This is a genomic window from Shigella sp. SIG6, from assembly GCF_053555815.1.
In genome coordinates, this window is the sequence record NZ_JBQZXC010000021.1 from 1 (window position 1) to 16,901 (window position 16,901).

15 protein-coding genes and 1 pseudogene are annotated in these 16,901 nt (G+C 53.2%); 9 read left to right on the forward strand and 7 right to left on the reverse strand.

What is annotated here, in order from left to right:
- Positions 1 to 338: 338 nt before the first annotated feature.
- The 8 genes and pseudogenes from ACUU1M_RS05785 (at position 339) to folA (ending at position 8,242) form a co-directional block, all read left to right on the forward strand.
- On the forward strand, positions 339 to 1,109 hold the full coding sequence (locus tag ACUU1M_RS05785) for an electron transfer flavoprotein FixA (protein WP_000692206.1): 771 nt from the start codon (positions 339 to 341) through the stop codon (positions 1,107 to 1,109).
- A 14-nt stretch (positions 1,110 to 1,123) separates the two neighbouring features.
- Positions 1,124 to 2,065 (forward strand): electron transfer flavoprotein subunit alpha/FixB family protein, encoded by a 942-nt coding sequence (locus ACUU1M_RS05790; protein WP_001091480.1) that lies wholly within the window; start codon positions 1,124 to 1,126, stop codon positions 2,063 to 2,065.
- 50 nt (positions 2,066 to 2,115) lie between these two features.
- Positions 2,116 to 3,402 carry an FAD-dependent oxidoreductase gene (locus tag ACUU1M_RS05795; RefSeq protein WP_001287729.1) on the forward strand — a complete coding sequence of 429 codons (1,287 nt, stop codon included), beginning with the start codon at positions 2,116 to 2,118 and terminating at the stop codon, positions 3,400 to 3,402.
- Positions 3,399 to 3,686, forward strand: coding sequence for a ferredoxin-like protein FixX (fixX, locus tag ACUU1M_RS05800; protein ID WP_000203747.1), 288 nt, complete (start codon positions 3,399 to 3,401; stop codon positions 3,684 to 3,686). Before ACUU1M_RS05795 ends, fixX begins: the two co-directional genes overlap by 4 nt.
- 58 nt (positions 3,687 to 3,744) lie before the next feature.
- Positions 3,745 to 5,139: pseudogene (locus ACUU1M_RS05805) on the forward strand (MFS transporter).
- Between the two features lie 47 nt (positions 5,140 to 5,186).
- Positions 5,187 to 5,717, forward strand: a complete 531-nt coding sequence (gene kefF / locus ACUU1M_RS05810) for a glutathione-regulated potassium-efflux system oxidoreductase KefF (RefSeq protein WP_000600741.1) — start codon at positions 5,187 to 5,189, stop codon at positions 5,715 to 5,717.
- A complete protein-coding gene (kefC, locus tag ACUU1M_RS05815; protein WP_000377186.1) occupies positions 5,710 to 7,572 on the forward strand; it encodes a glutathione-regulated potassium-efflux system protein KefC in 1,863 nt (620 codons plus the stop codon). The genes kefF and kefC overlap by 8 nt, the downstream gene beginning before the upstream one ends.
- 190 nt (positions 7,573 to 7,762) lie before the next feature.
- Complete coding sequence (gene folA / locus ACUU1M_RS05820; protein ID WP_000624376.1) at positions 7,763 to 8,242, forward strand: type 3 dihydrofolate reductase; 480 nt, start codon at positions 7,763 to 7,765, stop codon at positions 8,240 to 8,242.
- A 77-nt stretch (positions 8,243 to 8,319) separates the two neighbouring features.
- Here the strand turns inward: folA and apaH are convergent, their stop codons facing one another.
- The 6 genes from apaH to lptD are packed head-to-tail and all read right to left on the reverse strand — an operon-like array spanning position 8,320 to position 15,049.
- A complete protein-coding gene (apaH, locus tag ACUU1M_RS05825; protein WP_000257186.1) occupies positions 8,320 to 9,162 on the reverse strand; it encodes a bis(5'-nucleosyl)-tetraphosphatase (symmetrical) ApaH in 843 nt (280 codons plus the stop codon).
- A 6-nt stretch (positions 9,163 to 9,168) separates the two neighbouring features.
- Entirely contained in the window at positions 9,169 to 9,546 is a 378-nt protein-coding gene (gene apaG, locus ACUU1M_RS05830; RefSeq protein WP_000610901.1) for a Co2+/Mg2+ efflux protein ApaG, read from the reverse strand.
- A 2-nt stretch (positions 9,547 to 9,548) separates the two neighbouring features.
- Positions 9,549 to 10,370 (reverse strand): 16S rRNA (adenine(1518)-N(6)/adenine(1519)-N(6))-dimethyltransferase RsmA, encoded by an 822-nt coding sequence (gene rsmA / locus ACUU1M_RS05835; protein ID WP_001065383.1) that lies wholly within the window; start codon positions 10,368 to 10,370, stop codon positions 9,549 to 9,551.
- Positions 10,367 to 11,356, reverse strand: a complete 990-nt coding sequence (gene pdxA / locus ACUU1M_RS05840; protein ID WP_000241261.1) for a 4-hydroxythreonine-4-phosphate dehydrogenase PdxA — start codon at positions 11,354 to 11,356, stop codon at positions 10,367 to 10,369. The genes rsmA and pdxA overlap by 4 nt, the downstream gene beginning before the upstream one ends.
- On the reverse strand, positions 11,356 to 12,642 hold the full coding sequence (gene surA, locus ACUU1M_RS05845) for a peptidylprolyl isomerase SurA (protein WP_000800457.1): 1,287 nt from the start codon (positions 12,640 to 12,642) through the stop codon (positions 11,356 to 11,358). Before surA ends, pdxA begins: the two co-directional genes overlap by 1 nt.
- A 52-nt stretch (positions 12,643 to 12,694) precedes the next feature.
- Positions 12,695 to 15,049 carry an LPS assembly protein LptD gene (gene lptD / locus ACUU1M_RS05850; RefSeq protein ID WP_000746138.1) on the reverse strand — a complete coding sequence of 785 codons (2,355 nt, stop codon included), beginning with the start codon at positions 15,047 to 15,049 and terminating at the stop codon, positions 12,695 to 12,697.
- 254 nt (positions 15,050 to 15,303) lie between these two features.
- Here lptD and djlA point away from each other — a divergent pair, with 254 nt between their 5' ends.
- Positions 15,304 to 16,119, forward strand: coding sequence for a co-chaperone DjlA (gene djlA / locus ACUU1M_RS05855; protein WP_001200573.1), 816 nt, complete (start codon positions 15,304 to 15,306; stop codon positions 16,117 to 16,119).
- A 116-nt stretch (positions 16,120 to 16,235) separates the two neighbouring features.
- Here djlA and rluA read toward each other — a convergent pair whose 3' ends face one another.
- The gene (gene rluA / locus ACUU1M_RS05860) at positions 16,236 to 16,895 is read right to left on the reverse strand and encodes a bifunctional tRNA pseudouridine(32) synthase/23S rRNA pseudouridine(746) synthase RluA (RefSeq protein ID WP_000525176.1); all 660 of its coding nucleotides are present in this window, start codon (positions 16,893 to 16,895) and stop codon (positions 16,236 to 16,238) included.
- Between the last annotated feature and the right edge of the window lie 6 nt (positions 16,896 to 16,901).

Genomic DNA, 16,901 nt, shown 5'->3' on the forward strand with positions numbered 1-16,901 from the left:
TGTATTCTGTGATTGGTGTCACATTTTTGTTTCGAGTGAATAGAGGATGTTTTTCGTTAATTTTGGTTATTAATCAGTTTGTTATGTTCTTTTGTGGGTAAAAAATAGCATCTGACTTTCAATATTGGTGATCTATAAAACAATATTGAAAATTTCTTTTTGCTACGCCATGTTTTCAATATTGGTGAGGAACTTAACAATATTGAAAGTTGGATTTATCTGCGTGTGACATTTTCAATATTGGTGATTAAAGTTTTATTTCCAAATTAAAGGGCGTGATATCTGTAATTAACACCACCGATATGAACGACGTTTCCTTCATGATTTCTGGAGATGCAATGAAGATTATTACTTGCTATAAGTGCGTGCCTGATGAACAGGATATTGCGGTCAATAATGCTGATGGTTCATTAGACTTCAGCAAAGCCGATGCCAAAATAAGCCAATACGATCTCAACGCTATTGAAGCGGCTTGCCAGCTAAAGCAACAGGCAGCAGAGGCGCAGGTGACAGCCTTAAGTGTGGGCGGTAAAGCCCTGACCAACGCCAAAGGGCGTAAAGATGTGCTATCGCGCGGCCCGGATGAACTGATTGTGGTGATTGATGACCAGTTCGAGCAGGCACTGCCGCAACAAACGGCGAGCGCACTGGCTGCAGCCGCCCAGAAAGCAGGCTTTGATCTGATCCTCTGTGGCGATGGTTCTTCCGACCTTTATGCCCAGCAGGTTGGTCTGCTGGTGGGCGAAATCCTCAATATTCCGGCAGTTAACGGTGTCAGCAAAATTATCTCCCTGACGGCAGATACCCTCACCGTTGAGCGCGAACTGGAAGATGAAACCGAAACCTTAAGCATTCCGCTGCCTGCGGTTGTTGCTGTTTCCACTGATATCAACTCCCCACAAATTCCTTCGATGAAAGCCATTCTCGGCGCGGCGAAAAAGCCAGTCCAGGTATGGTCGGCGGCGGATATTGGTTTTAACGCCGTGGACGCTTGGTCTGAACAACAGGTTGCCGCGCCGAAACAGCGCGAGCGTCAGCGCATCGTGATTGAAGGCGACGGCGAAGAACAGATCGCCGCATTTGCTGAAAATCTTCGCAAAGTCATTTAATTACAGGGGATGCTATGAACACGTTTTCTCAAGTCTGGGTATTCAGCGATACCCCCTCTCGTCTGCCGGAACTGATGAACGGTGCGCAGGCTTTAGCTAATCAAATCAATGCCTTTGTCCTCAATGATGCCGACGGCGCACAGGCAATCCAGCTCGGCGCTAATCATGTCTGGAAATTAAACGGCAAACCGGACGATCGGATGATCGAAGATTACGCCGGTGTCATGGCTGACACTATTCGCCAGCACGGCGCTGACGGTCTGGTGCTGTTGCCAAACACCCGTCGCGGCAAATTACTGGCGGCAAAACTGGGTTATCGCCTTAAAGCGGCGGTGTCTAACGATGCCAGCACCGTCAGCGTACAGGACGGTAAAGCAACAGTGAAACACATGGTTTACGGCGGTCTGGCGATTGGCGAAGAACGCATTGCCACGCCGTATGCGGTACTGACCATCAGCAGCGGCACGTTCGATGCGGCTCAGCCAGACGCGTCACGCACCGGCGAAACGCACACCGTGGAGTGGCAGGCTCCGGCTGTGGCGATTACCCGCACGGCAACCCAGGCGCGCCAGAGCAACAGCGTCGATCTCGACAAAGCCCGTCTGGTGGTCAGCGTCGGTCGCGGCATTGGCAGCAAAGAGAACATTGCGCTGGCAGAACAGCTTTGCAAGGCGATAGGTGCGGAGTTGGCCTGTTCTCGTCCGGTGGCAGAAAACGAAAAATGGATGGAGCACGAACGCTATGTCGGTATCTCCAACCTGATGCTGAAACCTGAACTGTACCTGGCGGTGGGGATCTCCGGGCAGATCCAGCACATGGTTGGCGCTAACGCGTCGCAAACCATTTTCGCCATCAATAAAGATAAAAATGCGCCGATCTTCCAGTACGCGGATTACGGCATTGTTGGCGATGCCGTGAAGATCCTTCCGGCACTGACCGCAGCTTTAGCGCGTTGATCCACTCTGGCAGGGCTGCATTACGGCTCTGCCGCTGACAGGGAGCTCTTATGTCCGAAGATATCTTTGACGCCATCATCGTCGGTGCAGGGCTTGCCGGTTCGGTTGCCGCACTGGTGCTCGCCCGCGAAGGGGCGCAAGTGTTAGTTATCGAGCGTGGCAATTCCGCAGGTGCCAAGAACGTTACTGGCGGGCGTCTCTATGCCCACAGTCTGGAACACATTATTCCAGGGTTCGCCGATTCCGCCCCCGTAGAACGCCTGATCACCCATGAAAAACTCGCGTTTATGACGGAAAAGTCAGCGATGACTATGGACTACTGCAACGGTGACGAAACCTCGCCATCCCAGCGTTCTTACTCCGTTTTGCGCAGTAAATTTGATGCCTGGTTGATGGAGCAGGCCGAAGAAGCGGGCGCGCAGTTAATTACCGGGATCCGCGTCGATAACCTCGTACAGCGCGATGGCAAAGTCGTCGGTGTAGAAGCCGATGGCGATGTGATTGAAGCGAAAACGGTGCTCCTTGCTGATGGGGTGAACTCCATCCTTGCCGAAAAGTTGGGGATGGCAAAACGCGTTAAACCGACGGATGTGGCGGTTGGCGTGAAGGAACTGATCGAGTTACCGAAGTCGGTAATCGAAGACCGTTTTCAGTTGCAGGGTAATCAGGGCGCGGCTTGTCTGTTTGCGGGATCACCCACCGATGGCCTGATGGGCGGCGGCTTCCTTTATACCAATGAAAATACCCTGTCGCTGGGGCTGGTTTGTGGTCTGCATCATCTGCATGACGCGAAAAAATCGGTGCCGCAAATGCTGGAAGATTTCAAACAGCATCCGGCCGTTGCACCGCTGATCGCGGGCGGCAAGCTGGTGGAATATTCCGCTCACGTAGTGCCGGAAGCAGGCATCAACATGCTGCCGGAGCTGGTCGGTGACGGCGTATTGATTGCCGGTGATGCCGCCGGAATGTGTATGAACCTCGGTTTTACCATTCGCGGTATGGATCTGGCGATTGCCGCCGGGGAAGCTGCAGCAAAAACCGTGCTTTCAGCGATGAAAAGCGACGATTTCAGTAAGCAAAAACTCGCGGAATATCGTCAGCATCTGGAGAGTGGCCCGCTGCGCGATATGCGCATGTACCAGAAACTACCGGCGTTCCTTGATAACCCACGCATGTTTAGCGGCTACTCGGAACTGGCGGTGGGCGTGGCGCGTGACCTGTTCACCATTGACGGCAGTGCGCCGGAACTGATGCGCAAGAAAATCCTCCGCCACGGCAAGAAAGTGGGCTTCATCAATCTGATCAAGGATGGCATGAAAGGAGTGACCGTTTTATGACTTCTCCCGTCAATGTGGACGTCAAACTGGGCGTCAATAAATTCAATGTCGATGAAGAGCATCCGCACATTGTTGTGAAGGCCGATGCTGATAAACAGGTGCTGGAGCTGCTGGTGAAAGCGTGCCCCGCAGGTCTGTACAAGAAGCAGGATGACGGCAGTGTGCGCTTCGATTACGCCGGATGTCTGGAGTGCGGCACCTGTCGCATTCTGGGGCTGGGGTCGGCGCTGGAACAGTGGGAATACCCGCGCGGCACCTTTGGTGTGGAGTTCCGTTACGGCTGATGTTGGTTTGATACGTAACGCCGTACTGACTCTCATTGCAAAAAAACAGGAATAACCCATGCAACCGTCCAGAAACTTTGACGATCTCAAATTCTCCTCTATTCACCGCCGCATTTTGCTGTGGGGAAGCGGTGGTCCGTTTCTGGATGGTTATGTACTGGTAATGATTGGCGTGGCGCTGGAGCAACTGACTCCGGCGCTGAAACTGGACGCTGACTGGATTAGCTTGCTGGGCGCGGGAACGCTCGCCGGGCTGTTCGTTGGCACATCGCTGTTTGGCTATATCTCCGATAAAGTCGGACGGCGCAAAATGTTCCTCATTGATATCATCGCCATCGGCGTGATATCGGTGGCGACGATGTGTGTTTCATCCCCCGTCGAACTGTTGGTGATGCGGGTACTCATCGGCATTGTCATCGGTGCAGATTATCCCATCGCCACTTCGATGATCACCGAGTTCTCCAGTACCCGTCAGCGGGCGTTTTCCATCAGCTTTATTGCCGCGATGTGGTATGTCGGCGCGACCTGCGCCGATCTGGTCGGCTACTGGCTTTATGATGTGGAAGGTGGTTGGCGCTGGATGCTGGGTAGCGCGGCGATCCCTTGTTTGTTGATTTTGATTGGTCGATTCGAACTGCCAGAATCTCCCCGCTGGTTATTACGCAAAGGGCGAGTAAAAGAGTGCGAAGAGATGATGATAAAACTGTTTGGCGAACCGGTGGCTTTCGATGAAGAGCAGCCGCAGCAAACCCGTTTTCGCGATCTGTTTAATCGCCGCCATTTTCCTTTTGTTCTGTTTGTTGCCGCCATCTGGACCTGCCAGGTGATCCCAATGTTCGCCATTTACACCTTTGGCCCGCAAATCGTTGGTTCGTTGGGATTGGGGGTTGGCAAAAACGCGGCACTAGGGAATGTGGTGATTAGCCTGTTCTTTATGCTCGGCTGTATTCCGCCGATGCTGTGGCTAAACACTGCCGGACGGCGTCCATTGTTGATTGGCAGCTTTGCCATGATGACGCTGGCGCTGGCGGTTTTGGGGCTAATCCCGGATATGGGGATCTGGCTGGTAGTGATGGCCTTTGCGGTGTATGCCTTTTTCTCTGGCGGGCCGGGTAATTTGCAGTGGCTCTATCCTAATGAACTCTTCCCGACGGATATCCGCGCCTCTGCCGTGGGCGTGATTATGTCCTTAAGTCGTATTGGCACCATTGTTTCGACCTAGGCACTGCCGATATTTATCAATAATTACGGTATCAGTAACACGATGCTAATGGGGGCGGGTATCTCGCTGTTTGGCTTGTTGATTTCCGTAGCGTTTGCCCCGGAGACTCGAGGAATGTCACTGGCGCAGACCAGCAATATGACGATCCGCGGGCAGAGAATGGGATTATTTGTTCAGATTTCTCTCTTTTCTGAATCAATATTATTGACTATAAGCCGCGTGAATATATGACTACACTTTGTGGGAAAACAAAGGCGTAAACACGCGGGCTAATAACTATGATCCTCATCATTTATGCGCATCCGTATCCGCATCATTCCCATGCGAATAAACGGATGCTTGAACAGGCAAGGACGCTGGAAGGCGTCGAAATTCGCTCTCTTTATCAACTCTATCCTGACTTCAATATCGATATTGCCGCCGAGCAGGAGGCGCTCTCTCGCGCCGATCTGATCGTCTGGCAGCGCCCGATGCAGTGGTACAGCATTCCTCCGCTTCTTAAACTTTGGATCGATAAAGTTTTGTCGCACGGCTGGGCTTACGGTCACGGCGGCACGGCGCTGCATGGCAAACATTTGCTGTGGGCGGTGACGACCGGCGGCGGGGAAAGCCATTTTGAAATTGGTGCGCATCCGGGCTTTGATGTGCTGTCGCAGCCGCTACAGGCGACGGCAATCTACTGCGGGCTGAACTGGCTGCCACCGTTTGCCATGCACTGCACCTTTATTTGTGACGACGAAACCCTCGAAGGGCAGGCGCGCCACTATAAGCAACGTCTGCTGGAATGGCAGGAGGCCCATCATGGATAGTCATACGCTGGTTCAGGCGCTGATCTACCTCGGATCGGCGGCGCTGATTGTACCCATTGCGGTACGTCTTGGTCTGGGATCGGTACTTGGCTACCTGATCGCCGGCTGCATTATTGGCCCGTGGGGGCTGCGACTGGTGACCGATGCCGAATCTATTCTGCACTTTGCCGAGATTGGGGTGGTGCTGATGCTGTTTATTATCGGCCTCGAACTCGATCCACAAAGGCTGTGGAAGCTGCGTGCGGCAGTGTTCGGCGGTGGCGCATTGCAGATGGTGATTTGCGGTGGCCTGCTGGGGCTGTTCTGTATGTTACTTGGGCTGCGCTGGCAGGTCGCGGAATTGATCGGTATGACGCTGGCGCTCTCATCAACGGCGATTGCCATGCAGGCGATGAATGAACGCAATCTGATGGTGACGCAAATGGGCCGCAGTGCCTTTGCGGTGCTGCTGTTCCAGGATATCGCGGCAATCCCGCTGGTGGCGATGATCCCGCTACTGGCGGCGAGCAGTGCCTCGACGACGATGGGCGCATTTGCTCTCTCGGCGTTAAAAGTGGCGGGTGCGCTGGTACTGGTGGTATTGCTGGGGCGCTATGTTACGCGTCCGGCGCTGCGTTTTGTTGCCCGCTCTGGCTTGCGGGAAGTGTTTAGTGCCGTGGCGTTATTCCTTGTGTTTGGCTTTGGTTTGCTGCTGGAAGAGGTCGGCTTGTCGATGGCGATGGGCGCGTTTCTGGCGGGCGTACTGCTGGCAAGCTCGGAATACCGTCATGCGTTGGAAAGCGATATCGAACCGTTTAAAGGTTTGCTGTTGGGGCTGTTTTTCATCGGTGTTGGCATGTCGATAGACTTTGGCACGCTGATTGAAAACCCATTGCGCATTGTCATTTTGCTGCTCGGTTTCCTCATCATCAAAATCGCCATGCTGTGGCTGATTGCCCGACCGTTGCAGGTGCCAAATAAACAGCGTCGCTGGTTTGCGGTGTTGTTAGGGCAGGGCAGTGAGTTTGCCTTTGTGGTATTTGGTGCGGCGCAGATGGCGAATGTGCTGGAGCCGGAGTGGGCGAAATCGCTGACCCTGGCGGTGGCGCTGTCGATGGCAGCAACGCCGATTCTGCTGGTGATCCTCAATCGCCTTGAGCAATCTTCTACGGAGGAGGCGCGTGAAGCCGATGAGATCGATGAAGAACAGCCGCGCGTGATTATCGCCGGATTCGGTCGTTTTGGACAGATTACCGGACGTTTACTGCTCTCCAGCGGGGTGAAAATGGTGGTGCTCGATCACGATCCGGACCATATCGAAACGCTGCGTAAATTTGGTATGAAAGTGTTTTATGGCGATGCCACGCGGATGGATTTACTGGAATCTGCCGGAGCGGCGAAAGCGGAAGTGCTGATTAACGCTATTGACGATCCGCAAACCAACCTGCAACTGACGGAGATGGTGAAAGAACATTTCCCGCATTTGCAGATTATTGCCCGCGCCCGCGATGTCGATCACTACATTCGTTTGCGTCAGGCAGGCGTTGAAAAGCCGGAGCGTGAAACCTTTGAAGGTGCGCTGAAAACCGGGCGTCTGGCGCTGGAAAGTTTAGGTCTGGGGCCGTATGAAGCGCGAGAACGTGCCGATGTGTTCCGCCGCTTTAATATTCAGATGGTGGAAGAGATGGCAATGGTTGAGAATGACACCAAAGCCCGCGCGGCGGTCTATAAACGCACCAGCGCGATGTTAAGTGAGATCATCACCGAGGACCGCGAACATCTGTCATTAATTCAACGACATGGCTGGCAGGGAACAGAAGAAGGTAAACATACCGGCAACATGGCGGATGAACCGGAAACGAAACCCTCATCTTAATAAAGAGTGACGTAAATCACACTTTACAGCTAACTGTTTGTTTTTGTTTCATTGTAATGCGGCGAGTCCAGGGGGAGAGCGTGGACTCGTCAGCAGAATATAAAATTTTCCTCAACATCATCCTCGCACCAGTCGACGACGGTTTACGCTTTACGTATAGTGGCGACAATTTTTTTATCGGGAAATCTCAATGATCAGTCTGATTGCGGCGTTAGCGGTAGATCGCGTTATCGGCATGGAAAACGCCATGCCGTGGAACCTGCCTGCCGATCTCGCCTGGTTTAAACGCAACACCTTAAATAAACCCGTGATTATGGGCCGCCATACTTGGGAATCAATCGGTCGTCCGTTGCCAGGACGCAAAAATATTATCCTCAGCAGTCAACCGGGTACGGACGATCGCGTAACGTGGGTGAAATCGGTGGATGAAGCCATTGCGGCGTGTGGTTACGTACCAGAAATCATGGTGATTGGCGGCGGTCGCGTTTATGAGCAGTTCCTGCCAAAAGCGCAAAAACTGTATCTGACGCATATCGACGCAGAAGTGGAAGGCGACACCCATTTCCCGGATTACGAGCCGGATGACTGGGAATCGGTATTCAGCGAATTCCACGACGCCGATGCGCAGAACTCTCACAGCTATTGCTTTGAGATTCTGGAGCGGCGGTAAGTTTGTATAGAATTTACGGCTAGTGCCGGATGCGACGCCGGTCGCGTCTTATCCGGCCTTCCTGTATCAGGCTGTGTTTAAGACGCCGCCGCTTCGCCCAAATCCTTATGCCGGTTCGACGGCTGGACAAAATACTGTTTATCTTCCCAGCGCAGGCAGGTTAATGACCCACCCCAGCAGCAGCCGGTATCCAGCGCGTAAATACCTTCCGGCGTACCTTTGCCTTCCAGCGATGCCCAGTGACCAAAGGCGATGCTGTATTCTTCAGCGACAGGGCCAGGAATCGCAAACCACGGTTTCAGTGGGGCAGGGGCTTCTTCCGGCGATTCTTTGCTGTACATATCCAGTTGACCGTTCGGGAAGCAAAAACGCATACGGGTAAAGGCGTTGGTGATAAAACGCAGTCTTCCCAGCCCCCGCAATTCCGGTGACCAGTTATTTGGCATATCGCCGTACATAGCGTCAAGAAAGAAGGGATAGGAGTCACTCGACAGCACCGCTTCTACATCGCGCGCGCACTCTTTGGCGGTCTGCAGATCCCACTGCGGCGTAATCCCTGCGTGGGCCATCACCAGCTTTTTCTCTTCGTCGATTTGCAGCAGAGGCTGGCGACGCAGCCAGTTAAGCAGCTCGTCGGCATCCGGCGCTTCCAGCAGCGGTGTCAGGCGATCTTTCGGTTTATTGCGGCTGATCCCGGCAAATACCGCCAGCAGATGCAGATCGTGATTGCCCAGCACCAGACGTACGCTGTCGCCTAAGGATTTCACATAGCGCAGAACATCCAGCGAACCCGGGCCGCGCGCGACCAGATCGCCCGTCAGCCAGAGGGTATCTTTCCCGGGGGTAAATTCTACTTTATGCAGCAATGCGATCAGTTCATCGTAACAACCATGAACGTCGCCAATAAGGTATGTCGCCATATTCTTTTAATGAATGAGTGTGGGAACGGCGAGTCGGAATACGGGAATATCGATGCTGAAAGGGACGCCATTTTCATCGATCATTTCGTAGTGACCCTGCATGGTGCCCAGCGGGGTTTCAATGATTGCACCGCTGGTGTACTGGTACTCTTCGCCAGGCGCGATAAGTGGCTGGACGCCAACCACTCCTTCGCCCTGGACTTCGGTTTCACGGCCATTGCCATTGGTGATCAGCCAGTAACGCCCCAACAACTGCACTGGCGCTCGCCCCAGATTGCGTATGGTTACGGTATAAGCAAAAACGTAACGTTCATTATCAGGTGAAGATTGTGCCTCAATGTAGACGCTTTGAACCTGAATACACACTCGGGGCGAATTGATCATCGTTAACTCTCCTGCAAAGGCGTGTTCTCCGCCAGATAGTTCGCCATCTGGCAATATTGCGCGACAGAGATATTTTCCGCTCGCATCGCCGGGTCGATCCCCATTCCGGTTAACACCTCGACGCTAAACAGGTTGCCGAGGCTGTTACGAATGGTTTTACGACGCTGGTTAAAGGCTTCGGTGGTGATGCGGCTCAACACGCGAACATCTTTAACCGGGTGAGGCATCGTTGCATGAGGGACCAGGCGCACGACGGCGGAATCCACTTTGGGTGGTGGTGTAAAGGCTGACGGCGGAACTTCCAGTACCGGGATCACGTTGCAATAGTATTGCGCCATGACGCTTAATCGACCATACGCTTTGCTGTTCGGTCCTGCAACCAGACGATTCACCACCTCTTTTTGCAACATAAAGTGCATGTCGGCAATGGCATCAGTATAGCTAAACAGATGGAACATCAACGGCGTGGAGATGTTATAAGGCAGGTTGCCGAAAACACGCAGCGGCTGACCCATTTTCTCGGCCAGTTCGCCAAAGTTAAAGGTCATCGCATCCTGCTGATAAATCGTCAGTTTCGGGCCTAAGAATGGATGCGTTTGCAGACGTGCCGCCAGATCGCGGTCAAGTTCGATGACCGTCAGCTGGTCCAGACGTTCGCCGACCGGCTCGGTCAATGCCGCCAGACCGGGGCCGATTTCGACCATTGCTTGGCCCTTTTGCGGGTTAATGGCAGAAACAATGCTGTCGATCACGAACTGATCGTTGAGAAAGTTTTGCCCGAAGCGTTTACGGGCTAAGTGGCCCTGGTGGACTCGATTATTCATTGGGTGTTAACAATCATTTTGATGGCGAGATTAAGCGCCGTAATAAAACTGCCGACATCGGCTTCGCCACGTCCCGCCAGTTCAAGCGCGGTGCCGTGGTCCACTGATGTGCGAATAAAGGGCAGGCCCAGCGTAATGTTCACACCGCGCCCGAAGCCCTGGTATTTTAGCACGGGAAGACCCTGATCGTGGTACATCGCCAGCACGGCGTCGGCGTTATCGAGATATTTCGGCTGAAACAGGGTATCGGCAGGCAGCGGCCCGTTGAGTTTCATCCCCTGCGCCCGCAGCTCGTCGAGCACCGGAATAATGGTGTCTATCTCTTCCGTACCCATATGACCGCCTTCGCCCGCGTGCGGATTCAGCCCGCAGACCAGAATGCGCGGTTCGGCAATACCAAATTTTGTACGCAAATCGTGATGCAAAATAGCAATCACTTCGTGCAAAAGTGCAGGGGTGATAGCATCTGCGATATCGCGCAGCGGTAAATGCGTCGTTGCCAGCGCCACGCGAAGTTCTTCGGTCGCCAGCATCATCACCACTTTTTTCGCCTGCGAACGCTCTTCGAAAAACTCGGTATGACCGGTAAACGGAATGCTTGCGTCGTTAATGACGCCTTTATGCACGGGGCCTGTGATCAGCGCAGCAAATTCACCGTTCAGACAGCCATCACACGCTCGCGCCAGCGTCTCCACCACGTAATGCCCATTTTCAATCGCTAACTGCCCCGCAGTGACAGATTCACGTAGCGCGACAGGAAGTAGCGTTAATGTGCCCGTAGTTTGCGGTTGTGCAGGGGAGTTGGGGGAATAAGGGCGGAGGGTGAGCGGCAAACCGAGCATCGCTGCCCGGTCGGTAAGGAGAGTGGCATCGGCACAAACAACCAGTTCGACCGGCCACTCACGCTGTGCAAGCTGGACAACTAAGTCCGGGCCAATCCCGGCGGGCTCGCCGGGAGTGATCACAACACGTTGGGTTTTAACCATTAGTTGCTCAGGATTTTAACGTAGGCGCTGGCACGTTGTTCCTGCATCCAGCTTGCTGCTTCTTCCGAGAACTTACGGTTCATCAGCATGCGGTATGCACGATCTTTCTGCGCAGCGTCGGTTTTATCGACATTACGGGTATCCAGCAGTTCGATTAAATGCCAGCCGAATGAAGAGTGAACCGGTGCACTCATTTGACCTTTGTTCAGGCGGGTCAGGGCGTCACGGAAGGCTGGATCGAAAATATCTGGTGTAGCCCAGCCGAGATCACCGCCCTGGTTAGCAGAACCTGGATCCTGCGAGAACTCTTTCGCTGCGGCAGCAAAAGTCGTTTTACCACTCTTGATATCAGCAGCAATTTGCTCCAGTTTCACGCGGGCCTGTTCGTCAGTCATGATCGGCGACGGTTTCAGCAGAATATGGCGAGCATGAACTTCGGTCACCGAGATATTTTTGCTTTCGCCGCGCAGGTCGTTAACTTTCAGAATATGGAAGCCAACGCCGGAACGAATCGGGCCAACAATGTCGCCTTTCTTCGCGGTGCTTAATGCCTGGGCGAAGATCCCCGGCAACTCCTGAATACGGCCCCACCCCATCTGGCCGCCGTTCAGCGCCTGCTGGTCGGCAGAATGAGCAATCGCCAGCTTACCGAAATCAGCGCCGTTACGCGCCTGATCGACAATGGCGCGCGCCTGGCTTTCCGCTTCGTTCACCTGATCAGAGGTCGGGTTTTCCGGCAGCGGGATCAGGATGTGGCTCAGGTTCAGCTCAGTGCTGGCGTCGTTTTGGTTACCCACCTGCTGCGCCAGGGATTCGACTTCCTGCGGCAGGATGGTGATGCGACGACGCACCTCGTTGTTACGCACTTCAGAGATAATCATCTCTTTGCGGATCTGGTTACGATAAGTGTTGTAGTTCAGACCATCGTAAGCCAGACGGCTGCGCATCTGATCCAGCGTCATGTTGTTCTGTTTCGCGATGTTAGCAATCGCCTGATCCAGCTGCTCATCGGAGATTTTCACTCCCATTTTCTGCCCCATCTGCAGGATGATTTGATCCATGATCAAACGTTCCATGATTTGGTGGCGCAGCGTCGCGTCATCAGGAAGCTGCTGCCTTGCCTGCGCAGCGTTCAGTTTTACCGACTGCATTAATCCATCAACGTCGCTTTCCAGCACGACGCCGTTATTGACGACGGCTGCGACTTTATCGACTACCTGGGGGGCAGCGAAACTGGTATTCGCGATCATGGCGATACCGAGAAGCAGCGTTTTCCAGTTCTTCATACTTTTTCCATTTCAATTAACCGCACTGCGGATTACGTGGTAAATCAACAAATCACAAAGTGTTTTGATACGGCAGAATGTTCGAACGCAGCATCTCTTGCGTACCCAGACCGTAGTTGGAGCTCAGGCCGCGAAGTTCGATGTTAAAGCCGATTGCGTTGTCATATACCGCATGTTGTTTATCGTTATCCCAACCGTTCAGCTTCCGCTCGTAACCGACGCGAATTGCATAGCAGCAGGAGCTGTATTGCACACCTAACATAGAGTCGGCTTGCTTGTTCGCATTGGTGTCGTAGTAGTAGGCCCCAACAATGGACCAACGATCGGCAATTGGCCTGCTGGCGACAGCACCTACCTGCGAAATACCATTCTTATATTGCTCAGCAGTGGAATAGTACTTAGGCAGTGTAGCCTGAATATATTCCGGGCTGGCGTAATGGTAATTCAGCTGTACCAGACGGTCTTCATCCCGACGGTATTCAATGCTGGAGTTACTGGTCGCTACGTTATCCAGACGTGTATCGTACTGAATCCCGCCACGCAATCCCCAACGCTCGGAGATACGCCAGTAGGTGTCGCCTGCCCACACCAGTGAGCCCGTTTTGTCGTCATTCTCCCATGTTATGTTGTCATCGCCAGTGCGAGACTCCGTGAAATAGTAGATTTGACCAACGGAAATATTAAAACGTTCAACGGCAGCATCATCATATATGCGAGATGTGACACCGGTCGTCACCTGGTTAGCGGAGGCAATACGGTCAAGACCGCCGTAAGTCCGGTCCCGGAACAGGCCAGAGTAGTCAGATTGCAGCAGAGACGAGTCGTAGTTATAGATGTCGCTCTGATCGCGATACGGCACGTACAAATACTGCGCGCGCGGTTCCAGCGTTTGGGTATAACCCGGAGCCAGCATTTCCATATCGCGTTCAAAGACCATTTTGCCGTCAACTTTGAATTGCGGCATTACGCGGTTAACGGATTCGTCCAGCTTGGTCGTGTTTCTGGAGTTATACCAGTCAAGATTGGTTTGCTGATAATGGGTTGCCAGAAACTTCGCTTCGGTATTGATGCTGCCCCAGTTATTAGAGAGCGGCAAATTGATGGTCGGTTCCAGGTGAACACGGGTTGCTTCAGGCATGTCGTCTCTGGTGTTAACAAAGTGCACTGCCTGGCCGTAAATACGCGTATCAAACGGACCAACATCATTCTGGTAGTAATTAACGTCTAACTGCGGCTCTGCCGAGTAGCTACTGGTGTTCTGTTCGCTGAAAACCTGGAACTGCTTGGTTGAAACGGTGGCATTGAAGTTTTGCACCGCATAGCCAACGCTGAATTTTTGCGTTGCGTAGCCGTCAGTACTGGAACCGTACTTGTTATCGAAATCATTGAAGTAGCTAGGATCGCTGACCTTGGTGTAGTCGACGTTGAAACGCCACACCTGATCCATGACCCCGGAGTGGTTCCAGTAGAATAACCAACGACGTGAACTGTCATCGTTCGGGTGTTCATCTTCATAGACTTTATCTGAAGGCAGATAGTCCAGTTCCATCAAGCCAGCGCCCGCCTGGGAGAGGTAGCGGAATTCGTTCTCCCACATGATGTTGCCACGACGATGCATATAATGCGGCGTGATGGTGGCATCCATATTTGGCGCGATGTTCCAGTAATATGGCAGGTAGAACTCAAAGTAGTTGGTGGTGGTGTACTTGGCGTTCGGGATCAAGAAACCAGAGCGACGTTTGTCACCCACCGGCAACTGCAAATAGGGGCTATAAAAGATCGGTACCGGACCCACCTTAAAGCGGGCGTTCCAGATCTCCGCAACTTGTTCTTCGCGGTCATGAATAATTTCGCTACCTACCACGCTCCAGGTGTCAGAACCCGGCAGACAGGAGGTAAAGCTACCGTTATCCAGAATGGTATAGCGGTTTTCGCCACGTTGTTTCATCAGGTCCGCTTTACCGCGACCCTGGCGACCCACCATCTGGTAATCACCTTCCCAGACGTTGGTATCTTTGGTGTTCAGATTCGCCCAGCCTTTCGGCCCTTTGAGGATCACCTGGTTATCGTCGTAATGGACATTACCGAGCGCATCAACGGTACGTACCGGCTCCGGTTGTCCTAGTGCCTCTTTTTGATGGAGCTGCACTTCGTCGGCCTGCAGACGGCTGTTACCCTGCATGATATCCACGCTGCCAGTAAACACGGCGTCATCCGGGTAGTCCCCTTTCGCGTGGTCAGCATTGATAGTCACGGGTAAGTCATTGGTATCGCCCTGTACCAGAGGACGGTCATAGCTTGGCACGCCCAACATGCACTGTGAGGCGAGGTCGGCTGCCAGTCCCTGTTGACTATAAAGGGCGGTGGCAATCATGGTGGCCAGGAGAGTGGGGATACGTTTTTTCATACGTTGATTTTATTGTTCCATCATCGGTAACGTTGCGCGTGACAAACGGTCAGAGACTAACGTACTCGTCATCTCTACGCTAGTGTTAATCCTGTCCGAATAGCGTCAGTGGTGTTAGGCACGGCATTGAATGACAGGTATGATAATGCAAATTATAGGCGATGTCCCACAATTGACCGCAGCCGGAAAACGGTAAAAGCACCTTTATATTGTGGGAGATAGCCCTGATATCCGTGTGTCGATTTGGGGAATATATGCAGTATTGGGGAAAAATCATTGGCGTGGCCGTGGCCTTACTGATGGGCGGCGGCTTTTGGGGCGTAGTGTTAGGCCTGTTAATTGGCCATATGTTTGATAAAGCCCGTAGCCGTAAAATGGCGTGGTTCGCCAACCAGCGTGAGCGTCAGGCGCTGTTTTTTGCCACCACTTTTGAAGTGATGGGGCATTTAACCAAATCCAAAGGTCGCGTCACGGAGGCTGATATTCATATCGCCAGCCAGTTGATGGACCGAATGAACCTTCATGGCGCTTCCCGTACTGCGGCGCAAAACGCGTTCCGGGTGGGAAAATCAGATAATTACCCGCTGCGCGAAAAGATGCGCCAGTTTCGCAGTGTCTGCTTTGGTCGTTTTGACTTAATTCGTATGTTTCTGGAGATCCAGATTCAGGCGGCGTTTGCTGATGGTTCACTGCACCCGAATGAACGGGCGGTGCTGTATGTCATTGCTGAAGAATTAGGGATCTCCCGCGCCCAGTTTGACCAGTTTTTGCGCATGATGCAGGGCGGTGCACAGTTTGGCGGCGGTTATCAGCAGCAATCTGGCGGTGGTAACTGGCAGCAAGCGCAGCGTGGCCCGACGCTGGAAGATGCCTGTAATGTGCTGGGCGTGAAGCCGACGGATGATGCGACCACCATCAAACGTGCCTACCGTAAGCTGATGAGTGAACACCATCCCGATAAGCTGGTGGCGAAAGGTTTGCCGCCTGAGATGATGGAGATGGCGAAGCAGAAAGCGCAGGAAATTCAGCAGGCATATGAGCTGATAAAGCAGCAGAAAGGGTTTAAATAAGTTTTAAACTGTAGGCCTGATAAGACGCGGCCCGCGTCGCATCAGGCAATCGGCGCACAATTGCCGGATGCGGCGTGAACGCCTTATCCGCCTACCGAACTGCGCCAGCGTGACGATTAAAAATCCGCTGGCGCTTTAAACGTCATACTATTGCCATACGCCGGATGGGTAATCGTCAACATCTCTGCATGTAGCAACAAACGCGGTGCCATCGCTCTCGCTTCTGGTGATGCATAAAAACGATCGCCGAGAATCGGATGCCCCAGCGCCAGCATATGCACACGCAATTGATGCGAACGCCCGGTAATCGGTTTTAACACCACTCTTGCCGTGTTATCCGCCGCATACTCCACCACTTCATATTCCGTCTGCGCAGGTTTACCCGTTTCGTAACAGACTTTCTGTTTCGGGCGGTTTGGCCAGTCGCAAATCAGCGGCAGATCCACCAGACCTTCTGCGGGGGATGGATGCCCCCAGACGCGGGCCACATACTGCTTTTTCGGCTCGCGCTCGCGGAACTGGCGTTTTAACTCCCGCTCCGCGGCTTTGGTCAGCGCCACTACAATCACGCCGCTGGTAGCCATATCCAGACGATGCACCGATTCTGCCTGCGGATAATCACGCTGAATGCGCGTCATCACGCTGTCTTTGTGCTCTTCCAGACGACCCGGCACTGACAACAAACCGCTCGGCTTGTTGACCACCATAATATGGTCATCCTGATACAGGATAACCAACCAGGGTTCCTGCGGTGGATTGTAGTTTTCCATCCCCATTTTCGG

Coding starts and splice junctions, on each gene's coding strand:
- folA (WP_000624376.1), top strand. CDS start 7,763: ATGATCAGTCTGATTGCGGCGTTAGCGGTAGATCGCGTTATCGGCATG.
- apaH (WP_000257186.1), bottom strand. CDS start 9,162: ATGGCGACATACCTTATTGGCGACGTTCATGGTTGTTACGATGAACTG.
- kefC (WP_000377186.1), top strand. CDS start 5,710: ATGGATAGTCATACGCTGGTTCAGGCGCTGATCTACCTCGGATCGGCG.
- djlA (WP_001200573.1), top strand. CDS start 15,304: ATGCAGTATTGGGGAAAAATCATTGGCGTGGCCGTGGCCTTACTGATG.
- ACUU1M_RS05795 (WP_001287729.1), top strand. CDS start 2,116: ATGTCCGAAGATATCTTTGACGCCATCATCGTCGGTGCAGGGCTTGCC.
- ACUU1M_RS05790 (WP_001091480.1), top strand. CDS start 1,124: ATGAACACGTTTTCTCAAGTCTGGGTATTCAGCGATACCCCCTCTCGT.
- kefF (WP_000600741.1), top strand. CDS start 5,187: ATGATCCTCATCATTTATGCGCATCCGTATCCGCATCATTCCCATGCG.
- fixX (WP_000203747.1), top strand. CDS start 3,399: ATGACTTCTCCCGTCAATGTGGACGTCAAACTGGGCGTCAATAAATTC.
- surA (WP_000800457.1), bottom strand. CDS start 12,642: ATGAAGAACTGGAAAACGCTGCTTCTCGGTATCGCCATGATCGCGAAT.
- pdxA (WP_000241261.1), bottom strand. CDS start 11,356: ATGGTTAAAACCCAACGTGTTGTGATCACTCCCGGCGAGCCCGCCGGG.
- ACUU1M_RS05785 (WP_000692206.1), top strand. CDS start 339: ATGAAGATTATTACTTGCTATAAGTGCGTGCCTGATGAACAGGATATT.
- rluA (WP_000525176.1), bottom strand. CDS start 16,895: ATGGGGATGGAAAACTACAATCCACCGCAGGAACCCTGGTTGGTTATC.
- lptD (WP_000746138.1), bottom strand. CDS start 15,049: ATGAAAAAACGTATCCCCACTCTCCTGGCCACCATGATTGCCACCGCC.
- apaG (WP_000610901.1), bottom strand. CDS start 9,546: ATGATCAATTCGCCCCGAGTGTGTATTCAGGTTCAAAGCGTCTACATT.
- rsmA (WP_001065383.1), bottom strand. CDS start 10,370: ATGAATAATCGAGTCCACCAGGGCCACTTAGCCCGTAAACGCTTCGGG.